This is a genomic window from Flavobacterium sp. Leaf82 (assembly GCF_001422725.1).
Classification (GTDB): domain Bacteria; phylum Bacteroidota; class Bacteroidia; order Flavobacteriales; family Flavobacteriaceae; genus Flavobacterium.
Map to the genome: position 1 here is coordinate 33963 of NZ_LMMA01000035.1, position 15802 is coordinate 49764.

Sequence of the window (15802 nt, forward strand, 5' to 3'; positions counted from 1 at the left end):
AAAATGAGGTATGGATTTCCATGAAATCCATAGTGTAATTTCATGGAAATCCATACACAATGGCTTGCGCAAGGCTTTTTTACGAAATAGATTTGCTCCGAATTCAAAGGCAAAATGTTCAGCAAGGTGCTGAATTAAAGTTCTGCCAATCCGGATGAAATGGACTGGGGTAATTCCCGCTCACCGTCAAACTATTGAGAAATGAAAAGTTTTTTATTAATGAGCATGACCGCTTTTTTGGTATTTTCATGTTCAGCTGACCAAGATTATAATTCTGAAATTGTGAACACTGTGGTTCCAAATGCAAATGAAAAAGGAATAAATGCTTTTAATAAGTTTAATCCTTTTGAACAGACAGGTATTAATTTTTACAATGACCTTGATTTCTATGTTTCTAAATATGGATATCCAAGCTCTAATGAGCACTTAATTGATCAAGTATTCTTTTTACTGGCTAAACGCGGAGATAGTAAAATGACAGGTAAAAGTGTCATTACTATAACACCAGAATTGATATCATTGATTTTATCAGATCCTGAAGGAAAACTTGTAGAAATTATTAATGACTCCGATTTGAGTATAGCTGTAAAAACAAATTTAAATGAATTTGTTGCGGATTTAATTAGTAGAGCGCAGGATGATTATGATGAGGTATATGAACACATCGTATCATATGAGGCAGCTGTTGTGGTTGATTCAATTTTGGAAGAAGATGAAAAAGATACAATTTTAAAAGTTTCATCAATTTCGAGATACTCCCTATATGCCGAGGCTAGACAACGTGATCCTGATTGGAAGACATCAGTGACAAACAGGCCGTCAGTTCCCTTCCTGAAAGAGAACCAAATGACATATATTAATCTGACGGTTCTTTTAAACGCAATCAAATAAAATTGAATAGATTATTAAAATCCTATTAGAATGAAACTGCGAAGCATTTTATTTCCACTCTTGATTTTAGTAAATCTTATAGGTCTCTTTTTCATCATAGGTCTTTTTACCTATGATGAGATGGAAGCCGAAAATCATAATGTATTAAGTTTATGGAACAACCTTAGAATTTCTGCATATGTTCTATATGTAATTACTCTTTCCAATCTTTATTTCTTTTTTTTTCTCATAATTAGAAGGAAATTTAAAGATTAAATACTTGGATACATCTTAAAAATGATAAAATTAGGATAATGTTAAAGAATTTAATCAACACGAAACTGCAAAACCTTCCTATTGACGGATTCGATATTCACCTTATTAAAAAGTATGAAAAAGTCACTAATAGTGTAGATGAATTTAAGTCTGAAAATTTAGCCTTTTTGCTAATAAGATCAGGAGGATTTAAATTAAAACTTGAAGACGTTATTCAAGATTTGTCAGCACGAGATTTAATTATAATTCCTAAAGACTCAGATTGTAATATTCTTGAAATTCACGATAAACTGCAGATTTATATAGTTACATTCTCTTCAGAGTTTACGGTTAAAAACTGTCTCAAAAAAGAGCTAATCGACTCGTTTTACTTTTTTATAAGGAAAGAAACAATGAAAGCATCACTGAATGAAAACGAATATTCAGTTTTGTCTCTTATTTATAGGCTGGTATATTATGTAAATGTGAATGCACATAGAGAGGGATATGAAAGTGAGCTACACCGCATAAGTTTAAATTTATTCCTTTATGAACTTAAAGTTATTTATACGAAGTATGTTGGGAATTCGATGCCTAAGTTCACTAGAAAGGAAAGTATTGTTATGGAGTTTTTGACAATATTGTCAATTCACTATAAAAAACAGCATCACGTTCAATTTTATGCAGGAGCTCTTTTTATCACTCCAATTTATTTAAACAGAGTGGTAAAAGAAATTACCGGCAAAAGCGTCAAAATATTAATTATAGAGGCACTTATAAGCGAGGCTAAGATTCTTCTGGAAGATGGTCAGCTGAGTTTGGTAGAAATATCAGAAGAACTGGGATTCGAAAGCCTGTCAATTTTTAGGATATTTTTTAAAAAGTACACTTCTTTATCGCTTTCTGATTATCGATCTAATTCTTTTGAAAAATTCAAAGGCAGCTAGTGGTTGATGTAATTATCGAAAAAAAACTATGCTATGATGAATAATATATATCCATTAGAATGGTTTGATTCTTTGATACTGCAGACTTTTGATCCATTAAGCATGAATATTGACAGTTTGACTGATAATGATATAGCAGTTATTTCTGAGAATATTTCCAAGGAATCTATAAAAATACAGGTGCATATAAAAAATGAAGTTTTTTCATTAAAGAAGAAACGACATATACGCGTCACAGTCAGGCAATATCATTCAACACTAATTTTTCTGCTGGACAGTATTATGGAAAATCGAACGGAAAAGGTCATTCAATCTGACAAAATACGGAAGCTTGCTGATCTTCTCATTTCAAACCTGGATTATCTGATTTCTTTCATCGAGGATAGATTCTCTTATTATTTGAGCCTAGATGAAAGAGTTCCAATTACCTATCTTATGGTTTGCAGAAAGGAACTAGCATTAAAACTGCAAAGAATCAGTAAAAGGAATTTAAGTTCTGAGTCTGACAAAGTAACAATCAAGCGAGTTGTAAAAATAGTACAGAATGCAATTGAAGCAGAAAACGGAAAGAAACTAACTTATCGCCGGATCCTTTATTTCCGGGAGCTTTTAAAGCTGTTAGATGAACATAATGATGATATGGAAAATCTTTCCATTTTCAGTCCTCTTGATGAACTTCTAATCGACCATAATTTTAATTCGGTGCAATATATTTCAATTCTAACAGAAAGAATGACCGAACAGATTTACAAAACCGAGAAACAATCTTCCAAATTAAACCTGCTTCTGCTATTTTTCAAGGATTTCAAACAGCTTCACTCAAATGTGAAAATAACGTTCGATGCAAGCCATCAGAACATTAAGGATGTTTTGGAGAATTGGTTTGTATCAGAAATTAGTTTCCTTCAAAACCGAGATGAAATTGAAGCTCAAGATATTTCATCTTCTAAAAAAAATGGCAATCCCTCGCATCTTGCTGACCAAAATAAAATCCAATGCACCCTTTCTTCTGATCAAATGGGACTGATTTTGAGAGCAACCGATGAAACACGAATATTGAAAGCAAGATCAATGAGCCTAATTTTTAAAACGATTGTCCCTTATCTGTCCACGCCTTTTAAACGGAATCTATCGTATCAATCCGTCAGAAGCAAGTCCTACAATCCTGAGGAAAAGGATAAAGAATTTGTTATTAAAACATTAGAGAAAATTATCAAACATATAAAAGAATATTAATTTAATTATTGAGATTATGAAAACATTATTAAAAATAATACCAGTGCTTTTGTTTCTTATTATCTCCTGCCAGAATAAAGAATTGGATTTTAAAACTGCGGAAAACTTGATTATTAAAAAATACAAATATCCATCTGTTATAGATTTTGAAGTTTTTTGCAGTGATCCTATTCATGCAAGAAGAATGCTGGATTCGGGACTGGAAGAAAAAGGTCTTGTCAAGATAATGAAGACAAGAGAATTTAAAGATCGTGAAAAACCGTTGATCGAATTTACAGCCTTATCAAAAAACTTTCTGCTTGAAAGGACTTTAGAAGAAAAAGAATGTAAAATACAGAAGGTGAAGATCGGATCAAAAAGTTTTGATAAAATCATCCAGATAACTGCAGAAACAAACGATAAAAGAATGGCTGTTGCCGAGTACATCGTAAAATACCACATGAATGAGTTTGGGGTGTTATGGCCAGACCTTCCTGCTGAAAAAAAAGAAAAAGCATATTTTATATTCTCTGATAATGGCTGGCACCTTATTGAGAAGAAAGATGCCGAACTTATGATACTTAAGAAAATTATGGAAAAATAAATATCTAAAAACAGCAAAAATCAGCCTCCTACTAAGGAGGTTTTTTTATGGATTTAAATTAATGCCCTTTGCTTAGCTCTTAATATCATTGAGAGGTACAGGGGTACAGATGGGGTACAGAAAAAGTTGTACTTGTAGAAGTTTTATTTCCGAAGTTACTTTGGAATGTAAAATAAACCATAATTGTTCTTACTGGTTTATTCATAGTATGAGATGATGTTGAATGATAAATGAAAAATGCTATGTTAAATTCTATTTCATGGAACAGTTACCTAGTGGCTGTTGTTACTCTATTAGTTTTGTGGTATCTGTATACAGGCTTCCGCTATTATTATTCTGAAATAAAGCAGATTCTCTCGGGCAGAAAGAAAATTGGTTTTCCGTCATTAGGAAAAAAAACAAAAAATGATTCCTTGCCTTCTTCTGACCAGGAAGATGGTAAACCTACAAATCTCAATGAAGCATTTCAAGAATCTTTTGCTACACTTGATGAGGTTAAAGAACTGTCAGCAAGACTGACTGGGGCCGTTTCAGAAAGCGCCGAACTGGGCCGTCCAAAGCAGGAATTCAATAATTACATTAGATTAATAATCTCTGAATATCCTTATGTGAAGATCTCTTCCCTACGCGGCAATGTGAATAATCTGCTTGCTTACGAAACGAAAAAGCACCCGGAACTGCTTCTCACTTCAAATGAGGCAGACAAACTATGGGAAGAAAATAATTAAATGATAGCAGAGGAACTTTCCCCGTCCGCTCTAGTGCGGTATGGTAAAATGTGACAAGGAGAATAGATGATGCGACGGCGCTGTTCCTCTGCTTTTTGAATTAGTATTAATCTTTAAAATGATGTACGATGTTGAACGATGGACTAAAGTTAAAGCGTTTTTTTAAAACAAACAAGTTATTAGTAAGCACTATTCTTCTGCTTTTAATAATTCAGGTAAATGCTCATGCCCAAGATGGTGTTGCCGGAATCAATGAAGCCAACCAAAAGGTGAGAAGCTATTTTGATGCAGGCACAGAACTTATGTATGCAGTAGGAGCAATACTCGGACTCATAGGAGCGGTGAAAGTATATCAGAAATGGAATGCAGGAGATCCCGACACAGGTAAAGTGGCAGCAGCATGGTTTGGAAGCTGCGTGTTTCTGGTAGTAGTTGCCACTGTGATCAAATCTTTCTTTGGAGTTTAACCAGCATTAAAATGAGCAGTATTTATCAGATTAACAAAGGAATCAATCAGTCAATTGAATTTAAAGGCTTGAAAGCCCAGTACATATGGTATCTGGGCGGGGGTGTCGTGGGACTTATGATTGTTTTTGCAGTGCTTTTCATAGTCGGCATTCCATCTCTTGTCTGTGTCGCTTTAATTGGTACGGCAGGAACTGTGATGGTGATTAAAATTTATAAAATGAGCAGGCAGTATGGTGAATTCGGCATGATGAAAGCTTTAGCTGCGAGGCAGCTTCCTAAATGTGTTAAGGTGCGTAGCAGGGCAGTTTTTATTAAGTGATAGTTGTATAACGTTATATAGATGGAGGTGGATTATGAAGGTCTTAAATTTATATGCCGGAATCGGCGGAAACAGAAAAAACTGGGATGACGTATCGGTTACGGCAGTTGAGCTGGATCCTGGATTGGCAGCATTGTACGCGCAGAACTTTCCAGATGATAGAGTGATTGTAGGGGATGCAAACCAGTATCTTTTGGATCATTATAAAGAATTTGATTTTATCTGGTCATCACCGCCGTGCCAGTCACATTCCTCTTTCCGCCAGAATATCTGCGTGAGATTCCGAGGCACTCCCGCTGTATTTCCCGATATGAGGCTGTATCAGGAAATATTATTTCTGAAGCATAATGCCGAGTGTTTATGGGCCGTTGAAAATGTCAAGCCTTATTACACTGCGCTTATCGAACCTGATGCTGCTCTGCAGCGTCATCTTTTCTGGTCCAATTTTCAGATTCCAGAATTAGAAATAAAAACAGTGATTAAAATACGTCACGCACAGATTCCTGAACTTGAAGAGTCGTTAGGTTTCTGCTTAAAGGGTTCCAATATTTCAAATAAAAGGCAGGTGCTTCGCAACTGTGTGGACCCAGATCTTGGGCTCCATATTCTAAATACCGCCAGAAGTCTCTATATGAAAAATGTGAAGATTAGTAAAACTAGGAAAAATGGAAAAGGAGTTAGATGATGTTTTACCGATTATGGACGTGCAGCATGACTGCATTTTATCAAAGCAGGGTGATATAACAGTGGTTTTTAAGGCGGATCTGCCGGAAATTTTTACAATGTCGGACCAGGAATATGAGGCGTTTCACCAGTCATGGATAAAGGCGATAAAAATTCTGCCGAAGTTCACAGTTTTTCACAAACAGGACTGGTTTTTAGAAAGCAGCTATAAAGCGGACTTTGATAATGAAGACAGCAGTTTTTTAACCAGAAGCAGTGAGAGATTTTTCAATGAAAGACCATTTCTGGATCATTCATGTTATATAATGATTACCAAGAAACCAGCAGGAAGAAAAAGTTCCAGTTCGTTATTTTCTAATCTTATAAGAAATAACCTTGTACCTGATGAAACACTCAATATGCAGTTCCTTCAGGACTTCATTGACAGTACAGGCCAGTTCAGAAGGATTATGGAAGACAGCGGGTTCATTAAGCTCACAAGACTTCGAAATGATGAGCTGAAAAGCCAGAGCAGAAAGACAGGTCTTATGGAAAAGTATTGTTTTCTATCAGATAATGAAAATTCGTATATCTACAACGATCTCAAGTTCTCAGACGGGATGCAGATAGGGGACAAGCACACCCAGCTTTTTATGCTTGGAGATGCGGTCGATCTACCTGCTCTGTGCGGTTCAAGAATCAATTTTGACCGTTACTCAACAGACAAAACAAAGTTCAGTATCGGATTTGCTTCAACACTCGGCCAACTGCTGTCCTGCAATCACATATACAACCAGTATATTTTCATTGAAGATTCGCAGAAAACAATCCAGAAACTGGAGAGCAAAAGATTAAGACTTCAGTCATTGTCTGCTTACAGCAGAGAAAATATGATTGCAAGGGACGCAACTAACGATTTTTTGAACGAAGCTATCGCACAGCAGCGCCTGCCTGTGAAAGCGCATTTTAATGTTCTTGCGTGGACATCGGAAAAGGAAGAACTTAAAGACATAAAAAACAAAGTGTCATCTGCTCTCGCGCAGATGGATGCGGCGGCTAAACAGGAGACAGTTGGAGCTCCGCAGATTTACTGGGCGGGAATTCCCGGAAACGCAGCAGATTTTCCGATGAATGATGCTTTTGACACTTTTACCGAGCAGGCTGTCTGTTTTCTGAATATGGAGACCGGCTACCGATCCTCACTGAGTCCCTGCGGAATACGTCTTGGAGACCGCCTGACGGGAAAGCCTGTTCACGTGGATATCAGCGATGAGCCCGTGAAAATGGGAATTTGTACTAACCGAAACAAGTTTGTCTTAGGGCCTTCTGGAAGCGGGAAATCCTTCTTTACCAATCATATGGTCAGAAGCTATTACGAACAAGGAACTCATATTGTCTTGGTAGATGTTGGGCACAGCTATAAAGGCTTATGCGATATGGTAAACGGCTATTATTTTACCTATGACGAGAAGAACCCGATTCGTTTCAATCCATTTTATATCGGGGAAGGAGACAGTCTTGATACCGAGAAAAAGGAAAGCATCAAAACGCTTTTGCTGGCTTTGTGGAAGAAAGATGATGAAACGTTTAACAGAAGCGAATATGTGGCTCTTTCCAATGCCCTGCAGCTGTATTTCGAAAAACTGGATAAGGATGAATCCATCTATCCTTGTTTCAATACTTTTTATGAGTTTTTAAAACAGGAGTTTGTAACAGTTCTTCAGGGTGATAATGTAAAAGATAAGGATTTTGATGTGAATAATTTCCTTTATGTGCTTCGCCCTTATTACAGCGGCGGAGAATTTGACTATCTGCTCAATGCAACTGAAAATCTTGATCTGCTAAAAGAGCGCTTTATTGTATTTGAACTGGATAACATCAAAGACCATCCGATTCTTTTTCCTGTAGTGACCATCATCATCATGGAAGTATTTATCAGCAAGATGAGAAAACTGAAAGGCATACGAAAAATGATTCTAATTGAAGAAGCATGGAAAGCTATTGCAAAGGAAGGAATGTCAGAATATATCAAGTATCTTTTTAAAACTGTGCGTAAGTTCTTTGGCGAGGCAATAGTGGTGACACAGGAGGTTGAAGACATTATCTCTTCACCCGTAGTGAAGCAGGCAATCATCAACAACAGCGACTGCAAAATTCTGCTGGACCAGAGCAAGTATCAGAATAAGTTTGACCAGATTCAGGAACTGCTTGGGCTGACTGACAAGGAAAAAGCTTTGGTGCTTTCGGTGAATAAAGCAAATGATCCTTCCAAGAAATACAAGGAGGTTTTTATTTCTCTCGGAGGAATGCTGTCTAAGGTATACAGGACAGAAGTATCTCTGGAGGAATATCTTGCCTACACTACAGAGCAAAGCGAGAAAGTAAAAATGAATGCCTACGTCCAGAAATTTGGAGGAGACATCAAAAAAGGTATTGCCGCTATGGCGCAGGAATTAAGACACGGAACTTAAATTAGTAGAAAAATGAAAATTAAAACTCTTACATTTTTAATGTGCTTCTTTTTAGTAAGCATGCCTGCAAGACCTGCCGAAAAGACAGCAGCCCTGCCGATATTGGAGATTGTAAAAGCAGTAACTAAGAAAGTAATAAAGGCAATTGATCTGGGGATCCAGAGAATGCAGAATAAGACCATCTGGCTTCAGAATGCACAGAAGCAGATTGAAAACATGCTTTCAAAACTGAAACTCGATGAGATTTCGGACTGGACAAAAAAACAGCGTGATCTTTACAAGGATTATTACGACGAACTGCAGAAGGTAAAATCTATTATAACCTATTATCAGAGAATTAAAGAAATTTCAGAAAAACAGACCCGCCTGATTGCCGAATATGAAAAGGCCTGGAATCTTTTTAAAAGAGACGACCATTTCAAAATCTCTGAACTTGAATACATGGAAAAAGTGTATGAGGGAATTCTTGGAGAAAGCATGAAAAATGTCGACCAGATATTTTTAATCATAGAATCTTTCACCACGCAGATGAGCGATCTGAAAAGACTCGAAATTATAAATACAGCAGCAGATCAGATAGATTCAAATTACAATGATCTGAGACTTTTTAACCAGCAGAATGTACTGCTCAGCCTCCAGAGAGCAAAAACAGATGCTGATGTAAATAAAGTGAAACAATTTTACGGAATTCCGTAATCAACTCTAAAACTAATGAAAAAGATAATAATGCTTCTTGTGTCTGTATTTTTATCTGCATGCCAGCTTCAGGCTCAGCAGGCAAAACAGAAAAGGATGCTGCTGCTTCAGATAGCAGCCCTGAGAACTTATGTGGATTATGCTGCAAAAGGTTATAAGGCAGTTAAAAGCGGACTTAACTTTATATCAGATGTAAAGAAGGGTGAAGTGAACCTGCACAGCGATTATTTCACATCACTGGTATCCGTTAATCCCAAAGTAAAAAAATATGGCAGGGTGGCTGAAATAATCACTCTTCAGATCGAAATTTTTAAGATATATAAAAATACTTTAGCAAGCCTCCCTCAGGATGATTTGTTTCACGGAAATGAACTTGAATACATTGAAAGGACTTTCAGGCGTCTGGTGAACAGCTGTGATGACAATCTTGATTTACTGCTTCTTATCACAACCAGTACTTCACTTGAAATGAAAGATGATGAACGTATTGAACGCATTGATAAGCTTTATGAAGCTGCGCGGGAAGATTATTCTTTCTGTAAAAAATTCAGCGGTGAGATTAAACTTCTGGCATTATCAAAAGCAAGAGAAAAAAATGATGTCAAACAAGCCGAAGTTCTGCTTGGCTTATAAAATAACAAATCATGAAAAAGATACTTATATTTTTTGCAATGCTATTTCTGTTTTTTATGCCTTTTACTGGAAAGGCACAGTCAGCTGAAATCCAGCAGCTTATTTTAAATATCGAAAAGCTGTCGCAGTTTAAAAAGATATTAAGCGACATGAAAAAAGGATATGATATTCTCAGCGGAGGGTATAAGGCCGTCAAAGATATGTCAGAGGGAAATTTTTCACTGCATAAGACTTTCCTGGATGCCCTGATGCAGGTCAGCCCAGTTGTAAAGAATTACAAAAGAGTCGGGGACATTATCGACTATCAGTTTACACTTATGAGGGAAAGCAGAAAAGGGATAGACCTTATCATTAAAAATGAAAAGTTCAGCCGTCAGGAAATCCAGTATTTTGAAAAAGTGTATTCTAATTTAAGCAGGGAAAGCCTCAGAAATTTAGACGAACTGACTTCCATCGTAGCAGCTGATAAACTCCGAATGAGTGATGACGAAAGGCTTGCAGCTATAGATAAGATATATGAAGATATGCAGCAGAAGGTGCTGTTTCTAAATGATTTTAACGGATCAACATCAGTGCTTGCGCTGCAGCGTTCTAAGGAAGCTAATGATGTGAATGCGATGCGGAACAGTTATCGGTTTAAAAATTAACTCTGCCTTATGATAAATATTTTCAAATCAGCTGTATTAGTATTAATGCTCTTTATGTTCCCTGAAACAGTTTCTGCACAGGGACTCGGAGATAATATCGGCAGTCTTCATGCAGTTCTGGAACAGCTTTACGATGAGATGATGCCACTTTGCAGCAATCTGATTGGAGTCGGGCAGGGGCTGGCGGGATTTGCTGCAATTTTCTATATCGCTTCAAGAGTCTGGCGTCATATTGCCAATGCGGAACCGATTGATTTTTATCCGCTCTTCAGGCCCTTTGTGATCGGTTTCTGCATTATGATTTTTCCTTCTGTTCTGGCGCTCATAAACGGGGTCATGAAACCAACAGTTACTGCCACAGCTTCTATGGTTGAGGGGTCAAACAAAGCAATCGAAGTGCTGCTGAGAGAAAAAGAAAAAGCAGTCAAAGAAAGCGCACCCTGGAAAATGTATGTTGGAGTGCTGGGCACAGGCGACCGCGACAGATGGTATAAATACACCCATGACGGTGCAGATCCTTCAGATGAAGGACTTATGGAAGGAATCGGAAATGATGTAAAATTTGCAATGGAGAAAGCGTCATATAGTTTCAGGAATTCTGTAAAGGAATGGGTTAGCGAAATTCTGAGAATTCTTTTCGAAGCTTCTTCATTGTGTATTGATACGCTCAGAACATTCCAGCTTGTGGTGCTGTCCATTTTAGGACCTCTGGTGTTCGGTATTGCAGTCTTTGACGGATTCCAGCATACCCTGACAGTCTGGCTCGCAAGGTATATAAACATTTATCTTTGGCTTCCCGTTGCCAACATTTTCGGCAGCATTATCGGGAAGATTCAGGAACAGATGCTGAGGCTGGATATCTCACAGATTAATACTTCGGGAGATACTTTTTTCAGCAGGACCGATATCGGATACTTAATTTTCATGATTATAGGAATTGTGGGGTACTTTACTGTGCCTTCCGTTGCCAATTATATCGTGCATGCATCAGGAGGAAGCGCATTGGGACAGAAATTGACAAGCCTGTTTGGCGGATCAACTTCTACTGTGATTGGAGGTGCTGCCACTGGAGCAGGAATGGTAATGGATTCAATGGGAAATGCAGCAGGCAGAATGAGCCAGAGCATGTCATCTTCAGCAGCTGCGTCGCCTTATTTTGAGGAAAAAGGAAATTACATGAGCGACAAGCTCAAGGGAAACTCTAAAAATTAAAAGCACTCGATTATGTTTAGTAAAATGAAAAATATAGATACTGCTTTTCGTCATATAAGAGGATTTACCATGCTGGTTATCCTTTGCTGCGCTGCCATAACCTCTTATTCTATTTATAAAAGTTTCAGCTCCGTTGCTTTAATGCAGGACAAGGTTTATATCCTCGCAAATGGAAAGGCGCTTGAGGCATTTGCATCAGATCGTAAGGATAATGTACCTGTTGAAGCAAGGGATCATGTCAGGACATTCCATCAGTTTTTCTTCAGTCTTGACCCGGATGATAAAGTAATTAAAGCCAATGTTACCAAGGCCTTGTATCTGGCTGATAATTCTGTTAAACGCATATATGATGATTTAAAAGAAAACGGATATTATTCGGGAATTATATCAGGAAATATAAGCCAGACTGTTATTGTAGACAGCGTCCGCATTGATATTAATGAATATCCCTACCGCTTTAAATGCTATGCCCGGCAGAACATCATAAGGACAACAAGCATATTGAACAGAAATCTGATTACAGAAGGAAGGCTGCGAAATGTTTCAAGGAGCGATAACAATCCGCATGGTTTTCTGATTGAACGCTTCAATACTCTTGAGAATAAGGATTTGGGAACAGTAAACCGAAAGCCATGAGAAGTCTGATGCGAAAACAAAGACAGAATGTAAAGTCTTCAAGGTCATATTTGATGATCAGATTCTGGTGGGTAACAAAAATGAATAGGCTGACTAGAGACCTTTCAAATTCACAGCTTAAGTTTTCAGTAATCATTTTTGCGGCCCTTGGAACGATTTTATGTGTTTATAACGCATTGAGCGGTTTTCTGTCAGAAAGTCAAAAATCAATGAACATTGATGCAGTAAAAGTGCTTAAGCCTGCTTATAGTGATGAGGGAGGCCATATGCATTCTCTGGATCTGCCATTTAACAAATATGCTGAGAGATCCAATATAAGTAGATATATTGACAGTGTGATAAATGCAGCAGACTTAATCGATTTATCTAAAAATCAAAATTCCAACGCTGAAGATTTTAGCATCAGTCCGAAGCTCAAGTCAACTAATTCATCTAACTATAAAAAATAAGATTATGGAACATAAAACACTTTCAGCCAGAGAGAAAAAGAATCGCAGTATGATGCTGGTTCTTCCACTGCTTGTTCTTCCATTTATAACCATGCTTTTCTGGGTGCTTGGAGGAGGCAAAGGACCAGAAAATCCAATTTCAGGAACTGAAAAAAAAGGATTTAATATGCTGCTTCCAAATCCAAAACTAAAGGAAGATTCCAGTTTGGATAAAATGAGCTATTATGACCAGGCATCAATTGATTCGATAAAACTGCAGGAACAAAAAAAGAAAGATCCTAATTATTCGGTTGGTGCGGAAGATAATGATAATCTTGAATCAAAACGGTTTTTTGATACGGATGAGGCTGCATGGAATGATAAACAAAACGGACTGAAAACAGACTATCTAAAACCAGAGAATGAAAAGAAGATGTACCAGAAACTTGAAGCGCTCCAGAAAGCTATTGCGGAGCCTCCAAAAGAATATCAGAGCGGTCAGGATATGAGGGAATTTCAGTTCCAGAAAATGCCTCACGGTGAATCAGCCGAGTTGAAAAATCTTGAACAGCTCATGGCAGCCATGAGTGCTCCTTCTCAGCCTGATCCTGAACTTGCCCAGCTTGGCGGCATGCTGGAAAATATTCTGGATATCCAGCACCCAGAACGTGTACAGGAAAAACTGCGTCAGAACTCAAAGCTTCAAAAAGGAAAAGTTTTTTCAGTGAACAGAAAAGCTGAAGAGCAAAACCTGAGCTCTCTTCAGACCAACAAAGTAAATTATGAGCAGTCAACAAATTCATTTTATTCGCTTGATGGTGAAATCAACGATGAACAAAATCAGAACGCAGTTGAGGCAGCTGTTCATGAAACGCAGACGATTGTCAACGGTTCTATTGTAAAAATCAGACTTGCAAGTGACGTTTTTATCAATGGCGTACTAATTCCAAAAAACAGTTTCGTTTTTGGGACAGCGTCACTTAAGGGAGAAAGGCTTGAAATAAAGATCAATACCATAAAATACCATAATTCCATTTTCCCGGTTGAACTATCCGTCTTTGATATAGACGGCATTAAAGGCATTTACATTCCTGGAACCATAAACAGGGATGTAGCAAAAGCATCCGCTGACAGGTCCATGCAGAGTATTGGACTGGCAGGAGTCAGTGATTCTTGGGGAGCCCAGGCAACAGGAATGGGAGTGGAGGCAGCCAAATCACTTTTAAGCAGGAAAGTTAAGCTGATAAAAGTAGCAGTCAAGGCAGGTTACAAAGTGCTTCTCTACGATGAAAAAGAAAAGAATGATCAATAACTTTAAACTAAAAGAAAATGAAAAATTTAATGACACTAATTATCACATTTATTTTTCTGGCAGTTTTTCCAGTTTCTGCACAGTACGATGCTAAAGCCGAATTTAATAATATACAGCTTAGCTATTCAAAAACTACAAGTATTTTATTTCCTTATGCAGTAAAAAGCCTGGATATAGGAAGCCGTGATGTACTGGTGCAGAAAGCTAAGGGAGTGGAAAATATTCTGCTTCTCAAAGCTGGAAAACAGAATTTCCAACAGACTAACTTAACAGTTGTAACTTCCGATGGTAAGCTTTACAGTTTCATTCTAAACTTTGATGATCTGTGTCCAACATTAAATGTAGATGCAAGATTACGGATTGGCGACGATAAATCGCTTCTGTTTTCCCTTGAGAACGAAAACCAGAAAGAAATAAAAGAATACGCACTGCTTGCATTATCCAAGAAAAATAAGGTCAGCGGACTGGGTTCGAAAAATGCAGAAATTGAAATTAAGGTTGACGGCATTTTTATTCATCAGGACGTGTTGTACTTCAGAGTGTTTTTAGGGAATGATTCGAGGATTAATTACGATGTCGACCAGCTTCGTTTTTTTATTCGAGACCAGAAAAAATCGAAAAGAACTGCAGCTCAGGAAATAGAAATGACACCACTTTTATGCACTGGAGACTTTAGCAGGATTGCCGACAAATCTGAAACTACAGTAGTTTTTGCCTTATCTAAATTTACTATACCGGAAAAGAAGAAATTCACAATGCAGGTCTTTGAGAAAAATGGAGGCAGGCATCTGGAACTTAACATAAAAAACAGGCACTTGGTTAATCTTGAAATACTGGGTAACCTATAATCAGTACTAATTTTAAATGTGAATATCATGAACGAGAAAAATGTACAGTATCTGAAAGACCAGTTAAAATATACTGGATTCGGAGAAACTTTTGATGCTGAATTAAGAGATAATATTCAGAAAGGGGATAAGGATTTTAAATTGATGCATACTGGTATTATGAACAATGGTGTCCCTAACAAAGATACAGTCACCGTTGAACTGAATTTTAAAAAGTCCGACCAGAGCGATATGTATTTTTTTAATTCCTATCAGGTTAATCTCCAGAAAGAAGATAATAAGCCGGGATTGGAACAGACTTTTTATATTAATAATGACAATACCAGCATTACTCTCAAAGAGGCGTATAATTTGATGGAGGGCAGATCGGTCAATAAGGATTTAAAGAATAAGGACGGTGAAGCCTATAATTGCTGGATCCGTATGGACTTCAAAGAAAGTGATGACCGTGGAAATTTTAAACTTCAGCATTATCATCAGAACTATGGATATGATCTGGAAGCTTCGCTGGAAAAGCATTCTATAAAAGAACTTCTGACTCCACAATACAAGCAAGATCTGATGAACTCTCTGAAAAAAGGCAATCTGCAGTCCGTAACTTTTGTTGTAGCAGGAGAGGAGAGAAAACAGTTTGTGGAAGCTAATCCCCAGTTTAAGACAATTAAGGTTTATGATTCTTCTCTGCAGAGAATAAATGACCGTGAAAGCAAGAACGAGAAGCAGTCACAGTCCAAAGGAAAGAGTGCAGACCTAGCTGACAATGCCGATGAGAATTCTTTGAAAGAAAAAAAAAGTAATTCCCGTTCAAAAAAAGCGGGCAGATCGGTTTAAGGTGCTTAAATAAATTAAA

Annotated in this window: 18 protein-coding genes; all 18 read left to right on the forward strand. The window is 37.4% G+C overall.

Features of this window, described 5'->3' with window-relative positions; translation table 11 throughout:
- Positions 1-201: 201 nt before the first annotated feature.
- The 18 genes from ASF10_RS21220 to ASF10_RS21305 all read left to right on the forward strand — a co-directional run bounded on the left by ASF10_RS21220 (position 202) and on the right by ASF10_RS21305 (position 15783).
- Complete coding sequence (locus ASF10_RS21220) at positions 202-891, forward strand: hypothetical protein (RefSeq protein WP_131726568.1); 690 nt, start codon at positions 202-204, stop codon at positions 889-891.
- Between the two features lie 293 nt (positions 892-1184).
- The gene (locus tag ASF10_RS21225) at positions 1185-2072 is read left to right on the forward strand and encodes a helix-turn-helix domain-containing protein (protein ID WP_056253897.1); all 888 of its coding nucleotides are present in this window, start codon (positions 1185-1187) and stop codon (positions 2070-2072) included.
- A 33-nt stretch (positions 2073-2105) separates the two neighbouring features.
- Positions 2106-3308, forward strand: coding sequence for a hypothetical protein (locus tag ASF10_RS21230; RefSeq protein ID WP_131726569.1), 1203 nt, complete (start codon positions 2106-2108; stop codon positions 3306-3308).
- A 16-nt stretch (positions 3309-3324) separates the two neighbouring features.
- Entirely contained in the window at positions 3325-3891 is a 567-nt protein-coding gene (locus tag ASF10_RS21235; protein WP_056253902.1) for a hypothetical protein, read from the forward strand.
- Positions 3892-4133: 242 nt separating this feature from the next.
- Positions 4134-4619, forward strand: a complete 486-nt coding sequence (locus ASF10_RS21240) for a hypothetical protein (protein ID WP_131726570.1) — start codon at positions 4134-4136, stop codon at positions 4617-4619.
- A gap of 128 nt (positions 4620-4747) precedes the next feature.
- Positions 4748-5086 carry a DUF4134 domain-containing protein gene (locus tag ASF10_RS21245; RefSeq protein ID WP_056253907.1) on the forward strand — a complete coding sequence of 113 codons (339 nt, stop codon included), beginning with the start codon at positions 4748-4750 and terminating at the stop codon, positions 5084-5086.
- An 11-nt stretch (positions 5087-5097) separates the two neighbouring features.
- Complete coding sequence (locus ASF10_RS21250; protein WP_056253910.1) at positions 5098-5406, forward strand: DUF4133 domain-containing protein; 309 nt, start codon at positions 5098-5100, stop codon at positions 5404-5406.
- A 34-nt stretch (positions 5407-5440) separates the two neighbouring features.
- Complete coding sequence (locus ASF10_RS21255) at positions 5441-6091, forward strand: DNA cytosine methyltransferase (protein ID WP_056253913.1); 651 nt, start codon at positions 5441-5443, stop codon at positions 6089-6091.
- On the forward strand, positions 6072-8540 hold the full coding sequence (locus ASF10_RS21260) for a TraG family conjugative transposon ATPase (RefSeq protein WP_056253916.1): 2469 nt from the start codon (positions 6072-6074) through the stop codon (positions 8538-8540). The genes ASF10_RS21255 and ASF10_RS21260 overlap by 20 nt, the downstream gene beginning before the upstream one ends.
- 12 nt (positions 8541-8552) lie before the next feature.
- Positions 8553-9236 carry a hypothetical protein gene (locus ASF10_RS21265; RefSeq protein ID WP_056253918.1) on the forward strand — a complete coding sequence of 228 codons (684 nt, stop codon included), beginning with the start codon at positions 8553-8555 and terminating at the stop codon, positions 9234-9236.
- A gap of 15 nt (positions 9237-9251) precedes the next feature.
- Positions 9252-9869, forward strand: a complete 618-nt coding sequence (locus ASF10_RS21270; protein WP_056253921.1) for a hypothetical protein — start codon at positions 9252-9254, stop codon at positions 9867-9869.
- Positions 9870-9880: 11 nt separating this feature from the next.
- Entirely contained in the window at positions 9881-10516 is a 636-nt protein-coding gene (locus ASF10_RS21275) for a hypothetical protein (RefSeq protein ID WP_056253925.1), read from the forward strand.
- Positions 10517-10561: 45 nt separating this feature from the next.
- A complete protein-coding gene (gene traJ / locus ASF10_RS21280; protein ID WP_056253928.1) occupies positions 10562-11728 on the forward strand; it encodes a conjugative transposon protein TraJ in 1167 nt (388 codons plus the stop codon).
- Positions 11729-11740: 12 nt separating this feature from the next.
- Positions 11741-12364, forward strand: a complete 624-nt coding sequence (traK, locus tag ASF10_RS21285; protein WP_056253930.1) for a conjugative transposon protein TraK — start codon at positions 11741-11743, stop codon at positions 12362-12364.
- A 53-nt stretch (positions 12365-12417) separates the two neighbouring features.
- The gene (locus tag ASF10_RS21290) at positions 12418-12813 is read left to right on the forward strand and encodes a hypothetical protein (RefSeq protein WP_131726571.1); all 396 of its coding nucleotides are present in this window, start codon (positions 12418-12420) and stop codon (positions 12811-12813) included.
- Positions 12814-12817: 4 nt separating this feature from the next.
- Complete coding sequence (gene traM / locus ASF10_RS21295) at positions 12818-14104, forward strand: conjugative transposon protein TraM (RefSeq protein WP_056253935.1); 1287 nt, start codon at positions 12818-12820, stop codon at positions 14102-14104.
- 17 nt (positions 14105-14121) lie between these two features.
- Positions 14122-14952, forward strand: coding sequence for a conjugative transposon protein TraN (gene traN, locus ASF10_RS21300; protein WP_056253938.1), 831 nt, complete (start codon positions 14122-14124; stop codon positions 14950-14952).
- A gap of 27 nt (positions 14953-14979) precedes the next feature.
- Positions 14980-15783, forward strand: coding sequence for a hypothetical protein (locus ASF10_RS21305; RefSeq protein ID WP_056253939.1), 804 nt, complete (start codon positions 14980-14982; stop codon positions 15781-15783).
- The last annotated feature ends 19 nt before the right edge of the window (positions 15784-15802 follow it).

What these genes read in the sequence shown, in the direction of transcription:
- ASF10_RS21240 (WP_131726570.1), top strand. Translation starts at nt 4,134, where the DNA reads ATGTTAAATTCTATTTCATGGAACAGTTACCTAGTGGCTGTTGTTACT.
- ASF10_RS21255 (WP_056253913.1), top strand. Translation starts at nt 5,441, where the DNA reads ATGAAGGTCTTAAATTTATATGCCGGAATCGGCGGAAACAGAAAAAAC.
- traN (WP_056253938.1), top strand. Translation starts at nt 14,122, where the DNA reads ATGAAAAATTTAATGACACTAATTATCACATTTATTTTTCTGGCAGTT.
- ASF10_RS21230 (WP_131726569.1), top strand. Translation starts at nt 2,106, where the DNA reads ATGATGAATAATATATATCCATTAGAATGGTTTGATTCTTTGATACTG.
- ASF10_RS21305 (WP_056253939.1), top strand. Translation starts at nt 14,980, where the DNA reads ATGAACGAGAAAAATGTACAGTATCTGAAAGACCAGTTAAAATATACT.
- ASF10_RS21220 (WP_131726568.1), top strand. Translation starts at nt 202, where the DNA reads ATGAAAAGTTTTTTATTAATGAGCATGACCGCTTTTTTGGTATTTTCA.
- ASF10_RS21270 (WP_056253921.1), top strand. Translation starts at nt 9,252, where the DNA reads ATGAAAAAGATAATAATGCTTCTTGTGTCTGTATTTTTATCTGCATGC.
- ASF10_RS21245 (WP_056253907.1), top strand. Translation starts at nt 4,748, where the DNA reads ATGTTGAACGATGGACTAAAGTTAAAGCGTTTTTTTAAAACAAACAAG.
- ASF10_RS21290 (WP_131726571.1), top strand. Translation starts at nt 12,418, where the DNA reads ATGATCAGATTCTGGTGGGTAACAAAAATGAATAGGCTGACTAGAGAC.
- ASF10_RS21275 (WP_056253925.1), top strand. Translation starts at nt 9,881, where the DNA reads ATGAAAAAGATACTTATATTTTTTGCAATGCTATTTCTGTTTTTTATG.
- ASF10_RS21235 (WP_056253902.1), top strand. Translation starts at nt 3,325, where the DNA reads ATGAAAACATTATTAAAAATAATACCAGTGCTTTTGTTTCTTATTATC.
- traK (WP_056253930.1), top strand. Translation starts at nt 11,741, where the DNA reads ATGTTTAGTAAAATGAAAAATATAGATACTGCTTTTCGTCATATAAGA.
- ASF10_RS21260 (WP_056253916.1), top strand. Translation starts at nt 6,072, where the DNA reads ATGGAAAAGGAGTTAGATGATGTTTTACCGATTATGGACGTGCAGCAT.
- traM (WP_056253935.1), top strand. Translation starts at nt 12,818, where the DNA reads ATGGAACATAAAACACTTTCAGCCAGAGAGAAAAAGAATCGCAGTATG.
- ASF10_RS21225 (WP_056253897.1), top strand. Translation starts at nt 1,185, where the DNA reads ATGTTAAAGAATTTAATCAACACGAAACTGCAAAACCTTCCTATTGAC.
- traJ (WP_056253928.1), top strand. Translation starts at nt 10,562, where the DNA reads ATGCTCTTTATGTTCCCTGAAACAGTTTCTGCACAGGGACTCGGAGAT.
- ASF10_RS21265 (WP_056253918.1), top strand. Translation starts at nt 8,553, where the DNA reads ATGAAAATTAAAACTCTTACATTTTTAATGTGCTTCTTTTTAGTAAGC.
- ASF10_RS21250 (WP_056253910.1), top strand. Translation starts at nt 5,098, where the DNA reads ATGAGCAGTATTTATCAGATTAACAAAGGAATCAATCAGTCAATTGAA.